20 protein-coding genes are annotated in these 21,351 nt (G+C 46.6%); 14 read left to right on the top strand and 6 right to left on the bottom strand.

Going from position 1 to position 21,351, the window contains the following annotated elements; genetic code table 11:
* Positions 1 to 294 precede the first annotated feature (294 nt).
* On the top strand, positions 295 to 1,782 hold the full coding sequence (locus AK963_RS11435) for a sodium-dependent transporter (protein ID WP_066015579.1): 1,488 nt from the start codon (positions 295 to 297) through the stop codon (positions 1,780 to 1,782).
* 1 nt (position 1,783) lies between these two features.
* The gene (locus tag AK963_RS31960; RefSeq protein ID WP_139117360.1) at positions 1,784 to 1,888 is read left to right on the top strand and encodes a MetS family NSS transporter small subunit; all 105 of its coding nucleotides are present in this window, start codon (positions 1,784 to 1,786) and stop codon (positions 1,886 to 1,888) included.
* 131 nt (positions 1,889 to 2,019) lie between these two features.
* Here the strand turns inward: AK963_RS31960 and AK963_RS11430 are convergent, their stop codons facing one another.
* A complete protein-coding gene (locus AK963_RS11430; RefSeq protein WP_066015578.1) occupies positions 2,020 to 3,141 on the bottom strand; it encodes a hypothetical protein in 1,122 nt (373 codons plus the stop codon).
* A gap of 264 nt (positions 3,142 to 3,405) precedes the next feature.
* Here AK963_RS11430 and pcp point away from each other — a divergent pair, with 264 nt between their 5' ends.
* The 4 genes from pcp (at position 3,406) to AK963_RS11410 (ending at position 8,947) form a co-directional block, all read left to right on the top strand.
* Positions 3,406 to 4,047, top strand: coding sequence for a pyroglutamyl-peptidase I (gene pcp, locus AK963_RS11425; RefSeq protein WP_066015577.1), 642 nt, complete (start codon positions 3,406 to 3,408; stop codon positions 4,045 to 4,047).
* A gap of 188 nt (positions 4,048 to 4,235) precedes the next feature.
* A complete protein-coding gene (gene gluP / locus AK963_RS11420) occupies positions 4,236 to 5,486 on the top strand; it encodes a glucose/galactose MFS transporter (protein ID WP_066015589.1) in 1,251 nt (416 codons plus the stop codon).
* 70 nt (positions 5,487 to 5,556) lie between these two features.
* The gene (locus AK963_RS11415) at positions 5,557 to 6,528 is read left to right on the top strand and encodes an aldo/keto reductase (RefSeq protein WP_066015576.1); all 972 of its coding nucleotides are present in this window, start codon (positions 5,557 to 5,559) and stop codon (positions 6,526 to 6,528) included.
* Between the two features lie 595 nt (positions 6,529 to 7,123).
* Positions 7,124 to 8,947, top strand: a complete 1,824-nt coding sequence (locus AK963_RS11410; protein WP_238593704.1) for a DEAD/DEAH box helicase — start codon at positions 7,124 to 7,126, stop codon at positions 8,945 to 8,947.
* 82 nt (positions 8,948 to 9,029) lie between these two features.
* Here the strand turns inward: AK963_RS11410 and AK963_RS11405 are convergent, their stop codons facing one another.
* Positions 9,030 to 10,658: a PP2C family serine/threonine-protein phosphatase gene (locus tag AK963_RS11405; protein ID WP_083232589.1), complete on the bottom strand. Its 1,629-nt coding sequence runs from the start codon at positions 10,656 to 10,658 to the stop codon at positions 9,030 to 9,032.
* A 107-nt stretch (positions 10,659 to 10,765) separates the two neighbouring features.
* Positions 10,766 to 11,440 (bottom strand): PAQR family membrane homeostasis protein TrhA, encoded by a 675-nt coding sequence (gene trhA / locus AK963_RS11400; RefSeq protein ID WP_066015587.1) that lies wholly within the window; start codon positions 11,438 to 11,440, stop codon positions 10,766 to 10,768.
* A 397-nt stretch (positions 11,441 to 11,837) separates the two neighbouring features.
* Between trhA and AK963_RS11395 the strand changes: the two genes are divergently transcribed.
* Complete coding sequence (locus AK963_RS11395; RefSeq protein ID WP_066015574.1) at positions 11,838 to 12,569, top strand: META domain-containing protein; 732 nt, start codon at positions 11,838 to 11,840, stop codon at positions 12,567 to 12,569.
* Between the two features lie 62 nt (positions 12,570 to 12,631).
* On the opposite strand, the gene AK963_RS11390 is transcribed toward AK963_RS11395, so the two are convergent.
* Positions 12,632 to 13,024, bottom strand: a complete 393-nt coding sequence (locus AK963_RS11390) for an acyl-CoA thioesterase (RefSeq protein WP_066015573.1) — start codon at positions 13,022 to 13,024, stop codon at positions 12,632 to 12,634.
* A gap of 128 nt (positions 13,025 to 13,152) precedes the next feature.
* Between AK963_RS11390 and AK963_RS11385 the strand changes: the two genes are divergently transcribed.
* The gene (locus tag AK963_RS11385) at positions 13,153 to 13,746 is read left to right on the top strand and encodes a DUF938 domain-containing protein (protein WP_066015586.1); all 594 of its coding nucleotides are present in this window, start codon (positions 13,153 to 13,155) and stop codon (positions 13,744 to 13,746) included.
* Between the two features lie 80 nt (positions 13,747 to 13,826).
* On the top strand, positions 13,827 to 14,663 hold the full coding sequence (locus tag AK963_RS11380) for a CvfB family protein (protein WP_066015572.1): 837 nt from the start codon (positions 13,827 to 13,829) through the stop codon (positions 14,661 to 14,663).
* Between the two features lie 16 nt (positions 14,664 to 14,679).
* Here AK963_RS11380 and AK963_RS11375 read toward each other — a convergent pair whose 3' ends face one another.
* Positions 14,680 to 15,804, bottom strand: coding sequence for a DSD1 family PLP-dependent enzyme (locus AK963_RS11375; RefSeq protein WP_066015571.1), 1,125 nt, complete (start codon positions 15,802 to 15,804; stop codon positions 14,680 to 14,682).
* A 137-nt stretch (positions 15,805 to 15,941) separates the two neighbouring features.
* A complete protein-coding gene (locus tag AK963_RS11370) occupies positions 15,942 to 16,190 on the bottom strand; it encodes a GlsB/YeaQ/YmgE family stress response membrane protein (protein ID WP_066015570.1) in 249 nt (82 codons plus the stop codon).
* Positions 16,191 to 16,439: 249 nt separating this feature from the next.
* On the opposite strand from AK963_RS11370, the gene AK963_RS11365 reads away from it, so the two are divergent.
* The 5 genes from AK963_RS11365 to AK963_RS11345 all read left to right on the top strand — a co-directional run bounded on the left by AK963_RS11365 (position 16,440) and on the right by AK963_RS11345 (position 21,228).
* Positions 16,440 to 16,772 carry a PBPRA1643 family SWIM/SEC-C metal-binding motif protein gene (locus AK963_RS11365; protein WP_066015569.1) on the top strand — a complete coding sequence of 111 codons (333 nt, stop codon included), beginning with the start codon at positions 16,440 to 16,442 and terminating at the stop codon, positions 16,770 to 16,772.
* Positions 16,773 to 16,958: 186 nt separating this feature from the next.
* Positions 16,959 to 18,167, top strand: coding sequence for an aromatic amino acid transport family protein (locus tag AK963_RS11360; protein WP_066015568.1), 1,209 nt, complete (start codon positions 16,959 to 16,961; stop codon positions 18,165 to 18,167).
* 56 nt (positions 18,168 to 18,223) lie between these two features.
* Positions 18,224 to 18,601 (top strand): nuclear transport factor 2 family protein, encoded by a 378-nt coding sequence (locus tag AK963_RS11355; RefSeq protein WP_066015567.1) that lies wholly within the window; start codon positions 18,224 to 18,226, stop codon positions 18,599 to 18,601.
* Positions 18,598 to 18,990, top strand: coding sequence for a GIY-YIG nuclease family protein (locus tag AK963_RS11350; RefSeq protein WP_238593703.1), 393 nt, complete (start codon positions 18,598 to 18,600; stop codon positions 18,988 to 18,990). Before AK963_RS11355 ends, AK963_RS11350 begins: the two co-directional genes overlap by 4 nt.
* A gap of 522 nt (positions 18,991 to 19,512) precedes the next feature.
* Positions 19,513 to 21,228 carry an AMP-binding protein gene (locus AK963_RS11345; RefSeq protein WP_066015566.1) on the top strand — a complete coding sequence of 572 codons (1,716 nt, stop codon included), beginning with the start codon at positions 19,513 to 19,515 and terminating at the stop codon, positions 21,226 to 21,228.
* The last annotated feature ends 123 nt before the right edge of the window (positions 21,229 to 21,351 follow it).

Genomic DNA, 21,351 nt, shown 5'->3' with positions numbered 1-21,351 from the left:
TGCTAAAGATATATAACTATAGTGTTATTTTTTTGATTTATATCAATGCGTATCGCTTTGTTGTCTAGTAAAAAGCATTTACTGGTTAGTGGGAAATTACTATAAATTTACGTTTTTCATTAATACCTGCAGCTACCCGCTGCGCATGCCGTAACTTCTTTGTCAGGCAATCACCCCTGTCGTCAAAGGCCTTCCGATCCTACACCCCGGATCAGCGGTAACAGGCACAATCCCTTTTTCTCGATTTCAGTATATGGAACTGGTTCCGTATTACTTGTTGCAATGGAGTGATGTATGCAACGGGAACAGTGGGCCTCACGCACCGGGTTTATTCTCGCCGCCGTAGGCTCTGCAATTGGTCTTGGTAATATCTGGCGTTTCCCCTACATGACCTATGATAATGGTGGGGGCGCTTTCCTTATTCCTTATTTCTTCGCCATGCTGACAGCCGGTATTCCATTTATGATTCTGGAGTTTGGCCTGGGGCAGAAACTGCGCAGTTCTGCTCCAAGAGCATTCGCCAAACTGCACAGTAAAATGGAGTACCTGGGGTGGTTTCAGGTATCGGTGGCGGCGATTATTGCCTGCTACTACGTTGCGGTTATTGGCTGGAGTATCTCTTATCTTGGTTTCTCTTTTACTCAGAGCTGGGGAGCCGATGCCAATGCATTTTTCTTTGGAGAGTATCTTCAGCTGGGGGGCGATAACAGTCCTTCTGCCCTTGGTTCACTGCAATGGCACATTGTTGCACCGATCCTCCTGGCCTGGGCGGTAAGTTTCTACGCGACCTTTACCGGAGTTCGCACTGGTATTGAGCGACTGGGCAAAATTATGATGCCTTTGTTGTTTATCATGGTGGTTGTACTGACCCTGCGGGTTTTGATGCTTCCTGGTGCGGCTGATGGCGTAAACTGGATGTTCAAACCTGATTTCTCGGCGTTGTTGAATCCCAAGGTGTGGTCAGCTGCTTATGGTCAGATCTTTTTCACCCTGAGTGTTGGCTTTGCCATTATGATTGCGTACTCCAGTTATCTGCCTGAAAAGTCGGATATCAATAATAATGCAATCATGACCGTCTTTATTAACTGCGGATTTTCCATGATGGCTGGCGTCATGATTTTCGCTGTGCTGGGCTATATGGCTGGGCAGCAGGGTGTATCCCTGACTGAAGTTGTCAGCTCAGGTGTTGGGCTTGCCTTTGTCACCATTCCAACAGCGATCAATCTGCTGCCTATGCCCTGGTTGCTTGGCCCCATGTTCTTTATTGCCCTAGTTGTAGCTGGGTTGAGTTCCCATATTTCCATTATGGAAGCCATTGTCTCTTCAGCTATGGATAAGCTGGGCTGGACACGTCGTAGAACAGCTGCAGTCATCTGTGGTGCCGGTGCGCTGATTTCTATGGCTTATGCGACGAATGGCGGATTGTTACTGCTGGATATAGTTGATTACTACATTAATAACATTGCGTTACTGGGAAGCTGCCTGATTGAGCTGTTCCTGTTGGCTTGGGTGTTTAAAAAGCTTCCTGAAATGCGTGGCTACGTTAATAACATCTCTGAGATTGTGGTTGGTTCCTGGTGGGAGTTCTGTATTCGCTACCTCTGCGTAGGTCTGTTGTTAGTGATTGTGGGCAATAACCTGATCACTGCAGCAACTGAGAACTATGGTGGTTATGCTTCTGCTGATCAGATGCTGTTTGGCTGGGGAATGGTAGCTGCCATGGTGGTAATAAGCTGCCTGATTTCCACCCGTCGCCCTTATCCAATGCCTGTGGAGGCCTGATATGACTGTTGCTGCAATTGCCATGATGAGCTTTGGTTTTGGTGTTACCTGGGGGGGGGCTGCTCTCTGTATCCGTAAGGCGATGAAAAGTCAGGTTGCGGATTAAAAATTATCCCTTTAAGAATGGATTTGATTGAGGGAACAATTAGCTGTGAGATCAATTGATTCATGGCTAATTGTAATCCTGTGATCAATATTGGATAGGGCTGAGTTTCTTAAGAGTCACTTAACTTATTTTCAGGTTGTATTCAGGCTTTCTTCTTTCTTTATCTTTTCTCTGATTATTGGGGCACGGACTCTATATACGTCATTCCAGGTAAAGGGTTGTCTTGTGTTGGGGTTGCATGGTACCAAGTCTTTTCTGACCTTCAATTCAAACATTTTTTTCAATCGTTTGTAGCTGAATAAATCCTCATGACCGTTTTCAGAACAAAGTACGACCGCATCTTTGGGGTATGACTTCTGGGCCAGAGTACAGAACCAGTTAGCATCAGGCCCTGGTACATAGCTTGGCAGGTCTTCTCTTTCAGGAACTTCATCTGGCCTAAAGGTGTTATGTTTTAGCCGGGTAGCCGGAAGCTGAATCTGAAGTTCTATTGTTTCAGCCAGGAGGGCCGGTGTGCTTGAATAATGGCTGCTGTAATCAGGCTTTGCCCTGCAGTTTTCTTCTATTGTGATATTTGGTGTTATTGTTATTGCAGACTGTCTTTCCACTGGTGGTGATGACTCTGGCTTTAACGGTTCACTCTTTTCTGCTTTATTGATTCTTTTGGTTTGACCAGTATATGGGGATAATGGTTTTTGAAACTTTTTCAAACCTTCATGATCATCAGCTGGTGTATTGAAATAAGTATACGGGTCAGAGTATTTCCAGACTCCGTTCAATACTTTTCTTGTGTATTTTGGCTTTCCATTAATGGTTGCATCAATGATTGACACAGGCACTGCGCAGGCTAACGTTCCCCAAAAATAAGGAGAGATTAAAACAGGAAGTGTAAATGCTGTAATAGCTGCACCACCCACAGCACCCGTGACCAGCTTGGGAATTAATGTACTTTCTGAAAGTGCTCTAGACAGTTTAATGGCATAATCATGAATGGGCCTGAAAGTGCACTGGTTTTCAGTACTGTTTGTGAAAAGGTTTCGAATCGTTATTCCCAGTCCGTAGATTGCACCCAGCGTTGCACCAATTACTATGGCAGATGCTGCAGCAACTTTATAACCCAGAAAAAAACCTACTTTTACTGCCTGATTAATAAGGAGTAAAGGCTGTTGAATAATTTCAATGGGTGAACTCAAGATAGGGTGGTTTTCCTGGAAGCTGTGAATAATACTTGCTGCTGAGTTATTCACTTCCATAGCTATTAAGCCTTTAATCTTAGTGATCAGGAGTATGTGAACTGTATTCACACCTGTTTTTAATTTAAATACAAAAAGTATGCAGGATTTTTATTAATATTAATTTGATGTTTTGATAAATCACCTGCGTGAATCTTATAGGTAGCTTTGCTTTAATTCTGGGCTTTTCTGGTTTCTGACCAGATTTCTGGTCAAAGGTTCAGAAAATCTAACAGGCTACTTTATTCTGTAGCTTTATTGTTCAGTGACTGGTTACTTAAGACTATGAAAACGATATTGATTACTGGCTTTGAGCCCTATGCTGGTATGCCACTGAATCCGGCTTTGGAAGCGGTAAGAATTCTAAATGGTACAGAGTTACAAGGTTTGGGGGTTATAAGAACGGTTACCGTTCCAGTTGTCCATACCAAATCCATTGCTACGGTCACTTCTGCAATTTGTGATTATGAACCTGATGCAGTCCTTATGATCGGTCTGGCTCCGGGGCGTATTGGTATTATGCCGGAACGGGTTGCTATCAATGTGGATGACTTTCGTCTTGTGGATAATGAAGGCAATCAGGTTGTTGATGAGCCAGTGGTTGAAGGAGGCCCTGCTGCTTATTTCACTACTCTGCCAATAAAAACGATTGTACAAGAAATGCGTCAGGCAGGTATCCCCGCGTCGGTGTCTAACAGTGCCGGTACTTTTGTTTGCAATCATCTTTTCTACGGTGTGATGCATGAACTCAGAAACCAGGATGTCCGGGCCGGGTTTATTCATGTGCCGTTATTGCCAGAGCAAGCGGTCAAGTGTGATGAACCTTCCATGGCACTGGAGCAGATTGTCAAAGGACTCACCATTTGCGCTCGAACAGTGCTGGAACATCAGAAAGACATTGCCCTTCCAGCCGGTGAAATTGCCTGATGTGTAATGCCGTAGGCTGTTGAATGGGCTGAGTGAACTAAAGAGTTTGAAATACATAACCTTGTTAAACAGGCTCCACCACCACTGAACTTGTACTCATGGTTACGGTCATAAGGGCTGATAAGGTGCATGGTGCAACCTTTAAAGCCCTCAAGAGGCTGTTTTTCTCAGAAAGGCGGGTTGGTCAAATGATCGGTTCATTCGTTGTCACGACAAAGTATGTGGCACTGGTAGCCATTGCTGTTCTGTTTTTTATGATGGGTGTTCTGACCTCTTTGAATGATGTTCTTATACCTCATCTGAAAGCCGTTTTTGGACTCAGCTACTTTCAAGCCTTACTGATTCAGGTGGTCTGGTTCCTGGCTTATATGGTGAACAGCTACCCCTGTGGCAAGGTGGTCCGGCAGACTTCATACAGGACTGGCATGGTTTCCGGCTACCTCATTGCTGGCCTGGGGTGTTTGCTGTTTTTGCTCGCCTGGTATCTGGACAATTATTATGCCTTTTTAATCACACTATTTGTCGTGGCATCTGGTATCAGTTTTCTACAGGTTGTATCCAGTCCTTATGGTGCTGCGTTGGGTGATCCATCGATTGAACACCAGAGGCTGGTTTTTTTGCACGCTTTCTTTGCTTTAGGTACAACCGTAGCTCCAATGGTTGCAGGGCCCGCAATACTCGACTCGGTGGGGACTGAGCGGTTAAACATTGGCTTCGCTTCAGAGGCGCAGCAGGGGGCCATGACACTCCTGATGCCATACGGGGTTCTCGGCTTATTATTATTGGTATTGGCTTTGGTCAATAGCGTGCTTCCCATGCCGGATCTGATTGCCGAAGATCGCTTGGATGGAGTGTCTGCAAATGACAGTGCCTGGCGTTATCCCCACACGATTTTTGGCGCCGTTGCGGTCTTCTTCTATGTCGGAACAGAGGTGTTGCTGGGTAGCTTTATCATCAACTACGCCCTCTTTGAACAGGTGAAACTGCCCTACAGTGAGTTATCCTTGTTCGTCTCTCTGTACTGGGGAGGGATGCTGATTGGCAGAGTGTCAGGCCCCTTTGTAATGAAATACGTCAGGTCGGATTATCTGTTGATTATTTCTGGTTTGGGTGCGTGCTTCTTATTGGTTGTGGGAATGACTAATCATGGATTGATGGCGGTTCTGATAGTTGCACTGGTTGGACTATTTAATTCTACCATGTTTCCTGTCATTTATGGGCTTGCCATGAAGGGACTATCTCCCATGGTGGCCACTCAGGCATCCGGTATTGTTACCACTGCCATTGTTGGTGGTGCTGTCATTCCTCTTGCTGGTGGGATTGCAGCAGACCTGTGGGGGATTAAATCTGCTCTATGCTGTTCTGCTTTTTGTTATCTGATTATTTCTACTTATGGGTTCTTTTCCTTGCGCAGGCGGACCTTGGGTGAGGGGGAATAGATAACCCGGAGGTTGGCTGTTACTATGCCTGCACCATAATGTATAAGTAACCCGATTGGGTTGGAGTCTTATGAACCGAATTCCCCTGACTATTTTCTTACCTGAAGCCAGCAGGATTGCCGCGGGCTGTATGGGGTTGGGTGGAGACTGGGATAATAGCCCGGTGTCAAAAGATCATATGATGCAGGCGCACCAGTTTCTGGATAGTGCTCTGGAGAGCGGCATAAATTTTTTTGACCACGCGGATATTTATACACGTGGCAAGGCTGAGCAGGTATTTGGCGGGGTATTGGCTGAGAGGCCGGGGTTGCGGGAAGACATATTCCTGCAAAGCAAGTGCGGCATTCGCTTTGCCGAAGGGCGTGTTCCCAATCGCTACGACTTCTCTCAAGACTGGATTCTTCACAGTGTCGAAAACAGTCTTACGCGTTTGAATACTGATTATCTGGACCTCCTGCTCCTGCACAGACCGGATCCGCTTATGCAGCCGGAAGAAGTGGCCGAGGCGTTTCATCAGCTGCAGAAAGACGGAAAAGTTAAGCATTTTGGCGTGTCAAATATGAATGGCCACCAGATTAAATACCTTCAGTCATTCCTTGATCAGCCTATCGTGGTCAATCAGTTGCAGATGGGCCTGACCCATCTGGACTGGCTGGATGAAGGCGTACTGGTCAATCACGCTGAAGGGCAGGCGGTCAGTTTTACGCCAGGCACTATTGAATACTGTCGTAGCCACAATATCCAGCTACAGGCCTGGGGCTGTTTAAGTAAAGGTGTATTCACCGGGAAAGATGTTCATGGTGAATCTGAAGCTATTCAGGAAACCGCCAGTCTGGTCAACGCGTTTTCAGAGGAGCTGGGTGTTTCCAGAGAGGCTATTGTATTGGCTTGGCTGATGCGCCACCCTGCCGGTATCCAGCCGGTGATTGGAACGACCAATGCTCAGCGTATCAAGGCCTGTCGAGAGGCGGAAACTATCGAATTAAGTCGTGAACAATGGTACCAGTTGTATGTGAGTGCCAGAGGTCGTATGCTCCCATAGCCTGAAAATATCAAGGTGATGTTAGGGGGAAATGTCCGTAGATGCGATAATCCCCTAGTTATTGATGGATAAAAACAGTATTCACTGTCTAAAAAACACGCTAAACTAACTGACCTTTTTCTATCCCCATGCGTAGTCCTTCTGATGGACGCATGGGTTTTGTTGGGAAGTCCTGGCGCTTCGTTTCCTGCATTTAATCCGGCTGAAAAGTTAATTGCCCACTCTATCGAGAGTTCAGCCGCTGGAAGATCAATAGATCTTATTATCCTCTGCCAATGCAGGCCAAGCTTGTTTATCAAGCCTCTCCAAACGCAGTCGTGGACCTCACAGGCGATTCGGTCATGTCTTTCTGAGTTCGATCAGACCGATTTTTCCGGATAGCGGCACCAGGAAGTCCATGGCCTGCAAATTTTCCGAATTATCCTCGGTAATGTGCACTGCCATTCCATTTCTGTTTGCGCCAAGCGTCGCCAGCACCAAGCAGCCATGAGCCGGTTAACCGGACCATCAAATGCCGTCTGATCTGAACCTGACAGCTTTTGAGATCAAGATGGCGGCATTTTTATGGTAAAGAATTGAATTTATGGAGTATCAAATGACTGATACCAACAACGCGATGACTTTTGCGGACCTTCCCCTGTCGGAAGCGGTAATCAAGGCTGTTCAGGATGTTGGTTATGAAAGCCCATCACCGATTCAGGCACAAAGTATTCCTCACCTGCTGGAAGGTCGTGACCTTCTGGGGTTAGCGCAGACCGGTACCGGTAAAACTGCCGCATTTGCATTGCCATTGCTGTCAGCCATTGATTTGAAACAGCGTGATCCTCAGGTTCTGGTATTAACACCGACCCGTGAGCTGGCCATTCAGGTGGCGGAGGCATTTCAGCGTTATGCCCGTCATATGAAAGGGTTCCATGTTCTGCCGGTTTACGGTGGTCAGGATATGCGTGGCCAATTGCGCAGCCTTCAGCGTGGGGCGCATGTGATTGTAGGCACGCCGGGTCGTGTAATGGACCATCTGCGTCGAGAAAGCCTGAAACTGGACAGTCTGAAAACGGTTGTTCTGGATGAAGCGGACGAAATGCTGCGCATGGGTTTTGTGGATGATATTGAATGGATCATGGAGCAGACTCCTGCTAACCGCCAGGTAGCGCTGTTCTCTGCCACCATGCCTTACCAGATTCGAAAAATTGCAGATACTCACCTGAAAGAGCCTGCAACGGTTGAAATTAAAGCCAAAACAGCAACGGTTGACACCATCACCCAGAAAGTTTGCATGGTTAGCGGTTTCCACAAGCTGGATGCACTGACCCGTATTCTGGAAGTGGAACCGTTTGATGCCATGATTATTTTCGTGCGCACGAAAACCGCGACTGTTGAGCTGGCTGAAAAACTGGAAGCCCGTGGTTTTGCTGCAGCAGCGCTTAATGGCGATATGAGTCAGGCACTGCGTGAGAAAGTGGTAGATCGTCTCAAGAAAAAATCTCTGGATATTCTGATTGCTACCGACGTAGCGGCCAGGGGGCTTGACGTTGAGCGCATGAGCCACGTAGTAAACTACGACATCCCTTACGATACAGAAGCCTATGTTCACCGTATTGGTCGTACTGGCCGTGCGGGTCGTGAAGGTACAGCCATTCTGTTTGCTACGCATCGTGAGCGCAGAATGCTTCGTGCCATCGAAAGTGCTACACGACAGCGCATTGATACTATGCGCCTGCCTTCCATGAGTGACGTACGTGATATTCGTATCCGTCAGTTCAAGGAAGATGTCATCAAAGCGATGGAAATGGGCGAAGAGCTGGATGTGTTCCGTGAGATTGTTGCGGAGCTCGAACAGGAAAATGCCCTGAGCTACGAAGACATGGCGGCAGCACTTTGCTTTATGGCTCAGAAAGAGCGTCCATTCCCGGATGCCAAAGAGCCGGAACAGCCTCGTCGTGAAGGTCGTGAGCGTGGGGAAAGAGGTGATCGTGGTGAGAGACGCCGTGAAGGTGATAGACGTGGTGAGCGTGGCCGTGAGCGTAATAATGACGGAATGGTTCGCTACCGTGTAGAACTGGGTCGTGACCAGGGAATCAACCCGGGTGACCTGGTGGGTGCCATTGCCAACGAAGGCAAAATATCCGGACAGAGCATTGGTCATATCCGTCTGTTTGATAACTGCTCGTCAGTCTACCTGCCAGAAGGTATGGACAAGAGTGTTATTGAAGCTTTGAAAGGGGCTAAGATTCGCAACCGCCCAATGGAGTTGAAACTGTGGACTGGTGACGAGCCTCAAGCAGAGCGCCGTGGCGGCCGTCGTGATGGTGGCCGTGGCCGCCGTGAAGGTGGTGCCCGTCGTGAAGGTGGTGCCCGTCGTGAAGGTGGCCGTGGTGGTGATCGTCGTCCACGTCGAGATAATAACGGAAATCGCTAAATATAATATTGGCTGGCAACTATCTGCTGCCAGCCAATATTAGCCCTGCTGAGGCTAATTTGTCTCTTTCTAAATTTTTCTTCTATGGCTCAGGTCTGGCGCGAGCAAGCGGCTTAAAAGTTGTTACCATACAAGACAGATTGTCTCCTGATCCAGCAGCATATGCCTGTGCGACGATTTTACCTGCTATTTTAGCTTCAGAATCTCCTTCCTTTGCGTATTGTGCTGCAGCTTGACCAATCTCATTGGAAGAGGCGACATCGGTAACACCATCACAAACCTGAACGAGGATTTTTCCCGGAAACTCATCTGCGGTATAGCGGGTGACTTTGGGGCGTGAGCTAACTGAGGCTAAGTTATGGTCTCCGATAGCTGTTCCGGTTGACAGGACTCCTGCTAAGCGGCCCATCATGACCAGGCCACCTCTATTTTTTACTTTTTGTATGACAGTTTTAGGCTTTATATCGCAGCTGACTTGTTGAGTCTCTCCATTTTCAGAGACTAGCAAAGCTCTGCAGTCCCCAACACCACTTATCCAAAGTTCGTTATTGATCAGTACTGCCACACTGGCGGTTGTACCTGGGTTGTCAGTTTTATCACCTCCTCTTTTGTCCAGAAGGCCTTCGATTTTAGATGGGGTATTATCTGCTTGTCTGCCATCAAGATCCACCATGAGTATTTTCAGCGCACTCATTATGCCAGCATTACTGAGACCATTACGGTTAAATTTTTCCAGATAAAAGGCCAGACGATCTTCAATATTATCCCTGGCATATTCAGCAAACTCTGGCCCATCATGACCATCAAATACGCAAGCTATCTTTACAGGGTATTGGGTATGAGCAACGTTTATTTCAAAGCTACTGACTTGATGGCTGTCTTCCATTTCATATCGCCTCCCCATACTCCAGGCGACACCTGTGGCAGTATCTTCTTGTGAATACTCTGAACAAACCGTGCATGGTTTTGTTTTTCGATTGTCATTTCTATCCATTAAATGGCCGCTGCCAAGCTCAACAGCGCCATGGTCTTTATCCAGTGTCAGGAATTCAGCGTTATATCTCTGGCTTTCTGGTCGGATAAATTGTTTTTGTTGTTGTGTTTTCTGTTGTTTTTCTGCTTCAGCTCGTTGAGCTTCTAGTTTTTTATTAACTACTGCATTATCGGTATAAACTCTATATTCGAGGTGCTCTACTACTTGACTGAAATTTTCTTTTTTTACCCATTGATAAATACCGGCCCTTTTTTCATCGGTATCATCATAGCTGCGTCGATTTGCAGGACGTTCACTTTCAGCCAAAACTTCTCTTTGTTTTATATCCTTGTCATCCGAGCATTGAATTTGAACTGACTCGGTTGTTATTGTAGGTGTTATTTGTTCAGCAGACGTTGATTCCGGTGGGATGCTAGTTGATAGCAAGTCGCTGAGGATTGGTCGATTATCAAATTGTGATTTCTGTCCTGGCCAGCTATGGAAGCTTTGCAATCGTTTAACGTGTCTGCCCGGCTTTCCATCGTGAACTTCATTTAGAGATTCAGAGGGGGTTTTCTGTCCACTTGCTAAGTAGGGGGACGAAATGCCTTGCTCTCTTAACCTTCTAGCATTGTGAGTAATTTCCGGATCTGGCTGAAAACGTTCGGTATTATTTTTATTAACTCCTGAGCTTGAGAGCGGATTTGGCGGGCTGGTAAGGCATTGAGATTTAAGCATAATAAATTTTTCTCATAATTTTAATAATGAGCGTTTGACAATGCTTTTGAGAAAAAGGTTCTTTTATCTTGAAAAGATGCCTGAATATATCACTAATATTCATCTACTCAGGCGGGCGGTAAAACATGAAACAAAACAGAAAAGAAGTGACAGGCAGAGCCACCTAATACAAATAGGTGCCAGATTGCGTGATTAAAGGGCAGCTTTTTCCATAAATAAAAAATTACGCCAAATGTATAAAGTAATCCACCGGCAACCAGCCAGTATATTCCGCCGGCTGATAAATTATCTGCCAGCTCACCGGAAGCAAACAGAACCAGCCAACCCATAAGAATGTAAGTGCTTACTGATAGTTTTTTGTATTTTGACCCAAACACGACTTTGAAGATGATACCCAGTGCAGCCAATGTCCATATCACGGCAAAAAGAATCCATCCGGTTACACTTCTCATGCTAACCAGAAGAAAAGGAGTATAGGTTCCGGCAATCAGCAGATAGATGGAGCAGTGATCCAGTATTTTGAAGACTTTTTTGGTTTTTGGATGCTGAAAGCTGTGGTAAAGCGTCGAGGCAAGAAACAGTAGAATCATGGTGGTGCCATAGATGCTGAAGCTGACGACCCGCCATACATCAGCCTGATGAGCGGCAAAGGTTACCAGCAGCGTCAGACCGGCAACACTCAGCAGGGCCCCCAGGCCGTGAGTAATGCTATTGGCAATCTCTTCCGCCAGGCTGTAGCCCCGGCTGATAAGTTTGTTTCCTGCTGTAGATTTCGGAGCCATATATCGGTTGTTTATTCTGTGCCAGTGTTTCCGATCATACTGAATCTTACGCATTAATGCATAGGAATTATTCTCATTTGTTACCTGGGTTAATATCGGTCCTGGCTGACTGAGAACAAGTTGACTGCCAGGTTATCTTGACGTTAGTTAATGCACATTAGAATGGCGGCAATACCTGATGATCGACTACTTTATTTCTATCAGCTTCTGATTTTCTGGCTGATCAAAGGGCCATATTTTGCGGAGGCCAGGCCACTCTGTCCCAGGCAGTCACCCTCTACAGGCTATCGCTGATGGCTTCCCGCAGGAGGCTCTCGAACTTAAGATGACCCTCGCTACAGACGCTTAAGTCCGACAGCCTTCACGTTTATCTTTATTCCCGTAGCTGGAGTATGACATGAAAAGGTTGATTCACTCTTGTATTGTTTTGGCTGCAGGTGCTGCTCTATTTGGGTGCAGTTCCCACAAGCTGACAAGTGTTGACCCCCAGTTGGTTGAGAACAAAACCTGGGTATTGACGTCAATGAACGGTCAGGCAGCATCAGGTCCAAGAGTCACCATGGAACTTCGGCCTGCGACTGCCCAGGATGGGCGTATTGGTGGCCAGGCCCAGTGTAACCGCTACTTTGGCAGTTACCAGGTTGCCAATAATAAAATTCACTTTACCCCAATGGGAGGCAGCAGAGCAGCCTGTCCGGCACCATTTATGACTAAAGAGGCAGAGTATCTGGCAACATTCCCAAAACTGGATAATATCGCCATAAAAGAGCATGGCCTGATGTTGAACAGTCGCAGTGGCGATCAAAAACTCACCTACGTTGCAGAATCAGCCAATGTAACTGGTCAGATTGCTGCCAGTGAAGGAACATTTGCTCCGGGCTCTGAAATTATTGTGGTTCTGCAGGATAGCTCCATGCCCAATGATCCGGCTGGCATCATTGGCATTGAGCGAATCCAGGTAGGCCGGAATGTGGATGTGGTGGATTACATGGTTAACTATGCGCCCGAACTGGTTAATCCTGACAGTAACTATGAGCTGTTGGCAGAGGTGATCCAGAATGGCCAGGTGATGTTTATTACCGCAGTAAAACCCGCTGTTCAGCTTAAGTCTGCTCCTGCAAAACACTGACCTTTTTAAGGTATTGGAATGAGTGTAAAGTGCGCCCTCTTCTGGTGCGCACTTGCCCTGTATCAGCCCATTTCCAGCATTTCTGACTCTTTTTCTGCATTGATATGGTGCGGAGCTGGGTTGCCCATTTCGTCAACACAGACAAACACAATACGATCAACGACGATAATAACCTGCCTGGTTACTTTATTGCGTACGACACAACCTACTGTCAGTGAGGTCATACCGGTACTGACCACTTCGAGGCCGAATTCGAGAATATCGCCACAGGCTGCAGAGCTGACAAAATCGATTTCTGACATGTATTTTGTCACCAGTAACTTGCCTGGGCCCATTTTACAGGAAGCATAAATGCCAGCTTCCTCATCTATCCAGGCGAGAAGTGTGCCGCCAAACAGTCGGTATGCAGGGTTGAGATCACCGGGTTTTACGGCACGGCGTGAAAAATACTTCATCTTGATGTTCCTTGCTCGGTTATTATGGAGATGAAAACCGTTTTATTGTGGCTAATGGATATGACGTTAATCAGGCAATTCTCACGCCATAAATAACGAGCGAATTGTTTTGGTTGTTTGGAGAAAAAATGCAGAAACCTTATTCACAGGCTTGTGAAAATAACAAAAAAGCCATCCTGGATGTTATATCCCCATACTTTAAAGCGTGCTCTCATATTTTGGAAATTGGCAGTGGTACTGGTCAGCACGCGGTTTTTTTTGCCGGCCATATGCCATGGCTTCAGTGGCAAACATCAGATTTACTAGAGAATCATCCGGGAATTATCTCCTGGTTATCTGAGGCAAAGCTGGATAACCTCCATGCTCCTGTTGAACTGGATGTGTCCAGTAGTGAATGGCTCATTGATGGTGTAGATGGTGTTTTTTCGGCCAATACCGCGCATATTATGGCCTGGTCTGAAGTGCAGGCCATGTTTCATCGGATTGGGGAGCTACTGGCCAGTGGTGGAGTTTTCTGCCTGTACGGTCCATTCAACTATCAGGGGCAATATACCAGCCAAAGTAATGCCCACTTTGACCAGCATTTGAAGCAGAGGGCTTCCCATATGGGAATACGTGACATTGAATCAGTTACCGCTGAGGCTGACTCTCAAGGGCTGGTTTTACTGGCGGATTGTGAGATGCCTGCTAACAACCGCACACTGATCTGGCAGAAACAGTAGCGTTATTTTTGGTACTGATGACAGCAGAGTTTCCGCTGGAATGATATAATTCGCATCCGCTTTTATTGCCGGACAGGTTCATGGTTAGAATAGGTCGAATGAATCACCTGAAGGTGGTCAATCTTCTGGATTTTGGTGCATTTCTCGATGGGGGTATGCTGGAAGATATCTTGCTGCCTAAACGCTTTGTGCCGGAAGGGTGTCAGGTGGGTGATGAGCTTGATGTGTTTATCTACCTGGACTCTGATGATGTGCCCATTGCGACGACACTCCGCCCCAAGGCTCAGGTAGGGCAATTTGCCTGCCTGAAAGTTACTGATACCAACCGTATTGGTGCTTTTCTTGACTGGAATATGCCAAAAGAGCTGCTGGTTCCTTTCAGTGAACAGAAAGATCGCATGATCAAAGATCAGTTCTATGTGGTTTATATCTATCAGGAACAGCAGAGCTACCGAATCGTTGCGTCTTCAAAAATAAGCAAGTTTCTGAGTACAAATCCCCATCGGTATGGTAACGGTCAGGCGGTATCACTGATGGTTTGTGACCGTACAGATATTGGTTATACGGCGATTGTCGACAATAAATACCTGGGTGTTATTTTTGACCAGGATATCGACAGGCCAATCCGGATGGGGATGAAGTTTGATGGGTTTATTAAACGAGTCCGGCCTGACCAGAAACTGGATTTATGCCTGAAAAAGCCGGGCTTTGATAAGCAGGGGATGAATGATCTGGGCACAGAGATTCTTGAAAGGCTGAAGGCTCAGCAGGGCTTTTTGCCTTTTAATGATCGTACTGACCCTGCTGTTGTCAAAAGGGAGTTTTCGGTCAGTAAACGGGTGTTCAAAATGGCGATTGGCGGGTTATACAAAGAACGCCTGATTCGTATTGATGAGGATGGCATTCGTCTTTTATAAGCTTGCAGGTGGAGCGTTAATCGCTCCGCCCACGGCCCTCAATGACCCAGCACTTCTCAACCATACCATCGCGAATACCGTACAGCTTGTCGAACTGATTAAGTGTTGTATCGCAATGACTTGGAATCATCATGATTCTATCGCCTATGTTCAGGCTTTGACTATTCTCCGAAAAGTGCAGAATACCATGTTCATCTCCCCCTGTTTGGTACTTGATATCCTCATGACTTTCTACATGGGGCATTCCAGAATCAATGGACAGGCACTTCATGCCCGCATCAACGACTGCCCGGTCAGGCGTTGGCCGACTGATCACGGTGGTCCACACTTTAAGGGCACAGTCAAAATCTTTATAAAATGTTGTCCCGTCGGACGAACCAATTGAGTGATAGTCCCAGTCCATAAAAAGGTATGAGCCAGCCTGTAGCTCTGTGAAAGGGATGTTGTCGTAGGCATCATAGGTACCACTGCCTCCACCGGAAATAATCTCGGGTTTTAACTCCGGGGTAGTCAAGCGGTTGCTGATAAAATCAAAAACAGGTTTTACAGAGGACCGGGCAAGCTTAACTCTTTCCTGGTAATTCCGAACATGCTGCAAGTGGCCCGTATAAGCCTGTATTCCGGAATATTTAACTGCAGGTAGCTTATTGACCAGCTCAATCAGTGAGAGTAGCTCAGGACCTGCCTCAACACCGCAACGCTGTTGCCCACACTCAGCCTCGATGAGTACCTCAACGAATACCCCGTGTTTGGCGGCAATATGATCTATGGTGATTGCATGGTCTGAATGATCAATAACCTGAATAATGCGCGCATCAGGATACTTAAGGTATAAGTTGGTCAGTCGTTCCAGCTTGATGGGGTTGGCAATTGGGGTGGTAATCAGGATGTCCTTTATTCCGCCTGCCAGCATGACTTCAGCTTCACCAAGCTTGGCTACGCAGATACCTTGAGCTCCCAAACTAACTTGTATAGCTGCGAGTGCAGGGATTTTATGTGCCTTGGTGTGAGGACGAAGAGCCAGTGAATGCTGACTTGCAAATGCCTGCATTCGTTTCAGATTTTGCTCCATAGCTTCCAAGTCAACAACCAGAGAGGGGGTATCCAGTTTTTCCAGAGAGTATGAGTGTTCTGTGACCATAATTCGGGGGTTGGGCTATTTAAGGCATATTTTTTGATAAGGGGTAAAGTGTAGCATTTTATTTGATACTGGCGGCTTTCATACGATCTTCTGGGAAAACCGCTAGTAGCCTCCTGTTTTTAGGTTTCAGGAGAGAGTCAGGCTTTTATTTTTTGAATAATGATCAGTAGTAATATTGCTCCCAGTGTTGCACTGATGATGCTTCCCAGCAGGCTGGTGGTTGCAAACCCCAGAATACCAAAAACCAGACCGCCAATGACGGAGCCTACGATTCCGATAATCATATTCCAGGTCAGACCGAAGCCACTGCCTTTGAAGAATTGACCGGCCAGAAAGCCTGCGATAGCTCCGACGACTAGAAAAACGAGGATATCAATGATGCCCATAGTTCCTCCTAAGAGATAAATAACGTGTTATGACTGAGTTCGGGTGAGATGTTTGATGACGTTTTATGAGGTGAGTGGATAAATTTTAGTTGATCTTTTTACCTTTCAGGCTTGTTGATGTTAAGTGATGTCTTGAAGAAATTGGCTGGTGGCTAATGACAGGGACTTCCAGTAAACTGCTTCGGTTTTGCATTTCATCTTGCTCTCGTTCCGAGAGGTCAACTTTTTTCCAGCTTAGCAGGTGATCAAATGGGCAAATTTTACACCCAGACCAATCTTCAAATTGACGATAAGCAGGCCTACCGGGTTTTCGATGGTAAGAAGCAAGCTCGTCTCGGGACTGAAAAGAACCCTGCCATTCTTTCGGTTCAGACAGAAGAGCGCAGAGCTGAGCTTGAAAAAGAGTTTCTGGAAAATGGCTGGTTTTGCCAAATTCACGTGGATGAGGAAGTCGCAGAGGATACCTCTGCTTTGCAGTTATTGAAGGATACGCCTAAAACGGCAGTACTGGAAAAAGTGCCGGGTCGAAATGACCCATGTCTTTGTGGTAGCGGGAAAAAATATAAAAAGTGTTGCGCTTGATGGAAAAGAACCCCCCTTCTGATTTCTGACAAAAACACCTGATAAGTAGAAAAAACGCTAATTCGGTCCATTATTAGTGCTGATAGGTTATTTATAGAGTTATTTTGTCGACCTATCTTATATAAGCCTCCCACTTTCAAAAGCCGCTTTTAGTGGCTTTTGTTTTATCAAGCAGGTGGACCGAATATGAAAAGTCAGACGTTGGGTAGCAGCCTTCTGGTAGCCGGTACTTCGATTGGTGCTGGCATGCTGGCATTACCTCTGGTGTCAGCATTGACAGGTCTGGGCTGGGGCGTATTCCTGATGTTTTTGATGTGGGGGTTATCAACCTATGGGGGGCTGCTGATTGCCGAGGCCTGTCGGGCCTGCCCGGAAGCAGAAAACCTGCATGGTGTTATGGGGCGTTTAATGGGGCCGGTTGGTCAGGGCATTGCTGTCGTCGCCATGCTGTTTCTTTATTACTCCCTTTGTGCAGCTTACATTTCCGGCGGGGCTAATGTTCTGGGAAGCCTGCTGGCAAAAGAGGGGATCCATCTGCCTTTTCGAACCACTGCGACGGTGGTGGTTCTGTTGGTTGCCATTCTGGTCGTGACCGGTACCCGGGTTGTTGATGTGGTCAACCGGGTGATGTTCGCACTGATGCTCGCTTTGCTGCTGTATATCGTATTGTCACTATTACCAGAGATCAGCTTGAGTAACCTTGCGTTGGAGAACAGTGCTCCAAGCATTCTATTTGCTGCTCTGCCAGTATTATATACATCATTTGGTTATCACTGTGCTGTACCTACTGTTGTTCAGTATGTTCAGGGAAAACCTCACCGGTTTCGCTATGCCCTGATTGGTGGCAGTGCCCTTCCTTTCAGTATTTATGTTATCTGGATGGCGGTGGTGATAGGTGTGGTTTCCTCTGCAGTGGTGGTTACCATGGCACACAGTTCAGATGGTGTAACTTCGCTGATGGATGCCATAGGCAATCATTCCAATACGTCCAGTTTTGATTATATGATCAGTGCATTCGCCGCTTTTGCACTTGGGACTTCATTCCTGGGCGTGGCTCTTGGGTTATTTGATTACCTGGCTGAAGTGTTTGGTCGTTCTCATGGTATCTGGGGACGGATTGAAACGATAACCCTCACTCTACTGATCCCACTGCTGGCTGCTATTTTTATGCCGGGGAGTTTTGTCACCGCCCTTGGTTACGCAGCCGTGGCCCTGGTGATTCTGGCCGTGTTTATTCCCGTGGCACTGGTCTGGAAGGTTCGTAAACTCCATATGGAAGAGCCTTATCAAGTGGCAGGCGGTATTCCAGCACTGGCCATTGCGATTATTATTGGGCTTATAGTAATTGTTGCCCAGTTTGGGGTGATAGGTGGTGTATTACCTTCTATTGGCTGACAGTTTTGCAAAATGGTCTATTTTCCACTCTTAAACAAAAAAAATGGAGTGACCACATGCCCCTTATGAACTTGGAAGGCTTTTTTCTGCAGTATGCAGATTTTCATATAAGGGGAGATGCACACGGACTCATGACGCAGTTTACCGAAAAAGCGATATTCTGGGAGGCTTGTGGCAGCGACCTTCATGGTCGTGAGGAGATTCTTGGCTGGTTCAAGTTTATGTTCAGTCGCTGGGAGATTGACAGTATGGAGTACAACCTGGCAACTGAAGTGGTGAGAGAAGATCTGGTCTGTTGTGCGAATTATTGGAATGTGCGGTGTTGTGAAAAAGGTTCGGAGCAGAGTGCCAGAAATGTTATTGTCCGAGCTACATATGCCCTGAGATTGACAGAAGATGGTTTAAAGATCTGGCATCTGCACAGTGGAGTATGAGAGCCTTCAAAAGTACCAGTCAGGTATCATCGCTACAGTGGTCAAATGGGTTTGCAGAGTTTGGAGTCGTTCAGGAAGAGCAGAGAATGTCGGATGGATGTTGGTCGGTTTACATAATTCAGGCAAGTGATAATAGCCTTTATACTGGTATTACGACGGATATTGAACGGCGCTGGTATCAGCATTGTGGTACTGCCAGGGGAGCCAGGTATTTCAGGGGGCGAAAGCCACAGCAGTTGGTCTATCTGGAAGGAGGTCATGACCGCTCATCAGCCAGTAGAAGGGAGGCTGTCATTAAAAAGTTAACTCGCCCACAAAAGCTGAGCTTGCTTTCCTCTCCTGAGAATTGCTGCGAGCTTTGGGCTGGTGAGCTATTTGCACCTGTTTGACTTAAGCATCTTCCTCAAATGATTTTCCAATACCCTGTAATACCCATTCCGCCTTCTAAATATGATATCGAGTAAGCTATTTTGGACTGCTGGGCAAGGCGGCTGGGCTACTTGTGCCCTCAGGTATTGCGAGGAATTCCAACGAAGAACCAGCTGATTAAAATGGCTGCGCAGGTCATGTTTAGAAGGTGGCATTGGTATAAGTAAGGGGAGAATAACTCTCTTTTCTCTGTGTCTTTGTGCCTCTGTGGTAAGCCTTTTCTTTCCTGAAAAACATCATAATTGTAGACGTAAATGCAGAACAAAGCCTGATGCAGCCTCCCTGATAGTTTATGAGAGGTTTATGGCTTTTTAGAACAAAAAGAAGCATAAAGTATCATTTTGGGTTCAAGGTTGAACGTTTAGATAGTATGATTCACAAAAATGAATGAAGCAGGAAGGACCTTTGTAAGACACGGGGTAGGTAAATACCACTGTTTCATTGCCTTCGGATAACAACAAAAAAATAAATATGAGGTGTTCATGGAAGCCAGTTTTTGGGATGGCAAGCGTGCCCCCGGTGTTGCTGACCAAATTGATCTTGATCAGTTCAAAAACCTGGGTGAAGTCATTGAACATGCAGTCCATAAATACGGCGACCGGCCAGCCTATACCAGCATGGGCAAAACGGTGTCCTTCAACGAAGTAGATCTGCTTAGTACACAGTTTGCTGCTTATATCCAGAACCATACGACGCTGAAGCCAGGTGACAGTATTGCCATTCAGCTGCCGAACCTTATTCAGTATCCCGTTGTCGTTTATGGTGCAATTAAGGCAGGCTTGATCATTGTTAATACAAACCCTCTCTACACTGCCAGAGAGATGAAACATCAGTTTACTGACTCAGGAGCCAAGGCGCTGGTCTGCCTGAATGTTGTGGGCCATCTGGTGGAGGAGATCATTCAGGACACACCAATCAAGCACCTGATTGTCACTGAGTTGGCAGATCTACTTCCCTGGCCGAAAAGATCGCTGATTAATCTTGCCGTAAAGCACGTCAAGAAGATGGTTCCCTCTTACAAGTTGCCACAGGCACTGAGCTTCAATCAGGCTATGAAGCTAGGGGCAAAAGCCAAGTTCAGTAAACCTCTCCCTCCAAATCCTGATGATGTGGCTGTGCTTCAGTACACAGGTGGAACGACAGGGGTAGCGAAAGGGGCTATGCTGACTCAGCGTAACCTGGTCAGTAATGTGCTGCAGACGGCCAGCGTGTTGTCTCAGACGGATGATAATGGTGTTCCACTGGCAAAGCCCGATGGAAATACGGCGATTGCGCCCCTGCCTCTTTATCATATTTATGCTTTCACTGTGCACCTGATGGCGTTTTTCCAGCTGGGGGGGCACAGTGTTTTGATTGCCAACCCACGGGATATGGATACGTTTGTTAAGGCTCTGAAGCCCCACAAGATGAATATCTTTATTGGCTTGAATACGCTGTTTGTTGGCTTGATGAATCACCCAGAGTTCAAAGACCTCGACTTTTCCGAACTGCAGTTGACCATGTCGGGTGGTACTGCTCTTCAAGCAGCGGTGGCTAACCGATGGAAAGGAATGACGGGATGTACCATTTCTGAGGGATACGGTCTTTCTGAAACATCACCCGTTGTATCTCTGAACCCCGCTGGCAGTTACTCAAAACTGGGTACTGTAGGCTTGCCCATGTCTGGCACGGCTCTTAAGACCATTGATGATCAGGGGAGTGAGCTGCCATTAGGGGAGCGTGGGGAGCTATGTGTGAAAGGGCCTCAGGTAATGAAAGGGTATTGGAAGCGTCCTGAAGCTACAGCAGAAGTGATCGATAATGAAGGTTGGTTTAAAACCGGAGATGTTGCCATTATCGATGAAGAAGGGTATGTGAAAATTGTAGACCGGGTTAAGGATATGGTGCTGGTCTCAGGCTTTAACGTTTATCCCAACGAAGTTGAAGATATCGTTTCCAAGCATGATAAAGTGCAGAACTGTGCCGTTATTGGTGTGCCAGATGAGAAAACCGGTGAGGCAGTCAAACTCTTTATTATTCCAGGAGACAAGAGTTTAACGGCAGAGGAGGTTAATGAATACTGCCGATTGAACCTGACAGCGTATAAAGTTCCGAAGCAGGTTGAGTTCAGGGATGTTCTACCAATGACTCCTGTTGGTAAAATCCTGAGAAAGGACCTTCGCGCCGAGGAAATGAAGAAACGCGAAGCAGCTTCCTGAGGGAATGTAATTTAAATTGTGTAAACGCTTGTCGTTAATACTCCAAAATGGAGAATAACAATGAGCGTTGAAATCAACGAAAAACTGGTAGATCAAATAGCCAGTCAGATTAAAACTCAGGAT

Origin of the sequence: Endozoicomonas atrinae, assembly GCF_001647025.1 — a bacterium.
Taxonomy (GTDB): Bacteria; Pseudomonadota; Gammaproteobacteria; order Pseudomonadales; family Endozoicomonadaceae; genus Endozoicomonas; species Endozoicomonas atrinae.
Note: the sequence above shows the minus strand (reverse complement) of the source record. Positions and strands in the feature narration are given on the sequence as shown.

Coding starts and splice junctions, on each gene's coding strand:
- AK963_RS11410 (WP_238593704.1), top strand. CDS start 7,124: ATGACTGATACCAACAACGCGATGACTTTTGCGGACCTTCCCCTGTCG.
- pcp (WP_066015577.1), top strand. CDS start 3,406: ATGAAAACGATATTGATTACTGGCTTTGAGCCCTATGCTGGTATGCCA.
- AK963_RS11365 (WP_066015569.1), top strand. CDS start 16,440: ATGGGCAAATTTTACACCCAGACCAATCTTCAAATTGACGATAAGCAG.
- gluP (WP_066015589.1), top strand. CDS start 4,236: ATGATCGGTTCATTCGTTGTCACGACAAAGTATGTGGCACTGGTAGCC.
- AK963_RS11350 (WP_238593703.1), top strand. CDS start 18,598: ATGAGAGCCTTCAAAAGTACCAGTCAGGTATCATCGCTACAGTGGTCA.
- AK963_RS11345 (WP_066015566.1), top strand. CDS start 19,513: ATGGAAGCCAGTTTTTGGGATGGCAAGCGTGCCCCCGGTGTTGCTGAC.
- AK963_RS11390 (WP_066015573.1), bottom strand. CDS start 13,024: ATGAAGTATTTTTCACGCCGTGCCGTAAAACCCGGTGATCTCAACCCT.
- AK963_RS11395 (WP_066015574.1), top strand. CDS start 11,838: ATGAAAAGGTTGATTCACTCTTGTATTGTTTTGGCTGCAGGTGCTGCT.
- AK963_RS11415 (WP_066015576.1), top strand. CDS start 5,557: ATGAACCGAATTCCCCTGACTATTTTCTTACCTGAAGCCAGCAGGATT.
- AK963_RS11355 (WP_066015567.1), top strand. CDS start 18,224: ATGCCCCTTATGAACTTGGAAGGCTTTTTTCTGCAGTATGCAGATTTT.
- AK963_RS11435 (WP_066015579.1), top strand. CDS start 295: ATGCAACGGGAACAGTGGGCCTCACGCACCGGGTTTATTCTCGCCGCC.
- AK963_RS11360 (WP_066015568.1), top strand. CDS start 16,959: ATGAAAAGTCAGACGTTGGGTAGCAGCCTTCTGGTAGCCGGTACTTCG.
- AK963_RS11370 (WP_066015570.1), bottom strand. CDS start 16,190: ATGGGCATCATTGATATCCTCGTTTTTCTAGTCGTCGGAGCTATCGCA.
- AK963_RS11385 (WP_066015586.1), top strand. CDS start 13,153: ATGCAGAAACCTTATTCACAGGCTTGTGAAAATAACAAAAAAGCCATC.
- AK963_RS11430 (WP_066015578.1), bottom strand. CDS start 3,141: ATGGAAGTGAATAACTCAGCAGCAAGTATTATTCACAGCTTCCAGGAA.
- AK963_RS11405 (WP_083232589.1), bottom strand. CDS start 10,658: ATGCTTAAATCTCAATGCCTTACCAGCCCGCCAAATCCGCTCTCAAGC.
- AK963_RS11380 (WP_066015572.1), top strand. CDS start 13,827: ATGGTTAGAATAGGTCGAATGAATCACCTGAAGGTGGTCAATCTTCTG.
- AK963_RS31960 (WP_139117360.1), top strand. CDS start 1,784: ATGACTGTTGCTGCAATTGCCATGATGAGCTTTGGTTTTGGTGTTACC.
- AK963_RS11375 (WP_066015571.1), bottom strand. CDS start 15,804: ATGGTCACAGAACACTCATACTCTCTGGAAAAACTGGATACCCCCTCT.
- trhA (WP_066015587.1), bottom strand. CDS start 11,440: ATGGCTCCGAAATCTACAGCAGGAAACAAACTTATCAGCCGGGGCTAC.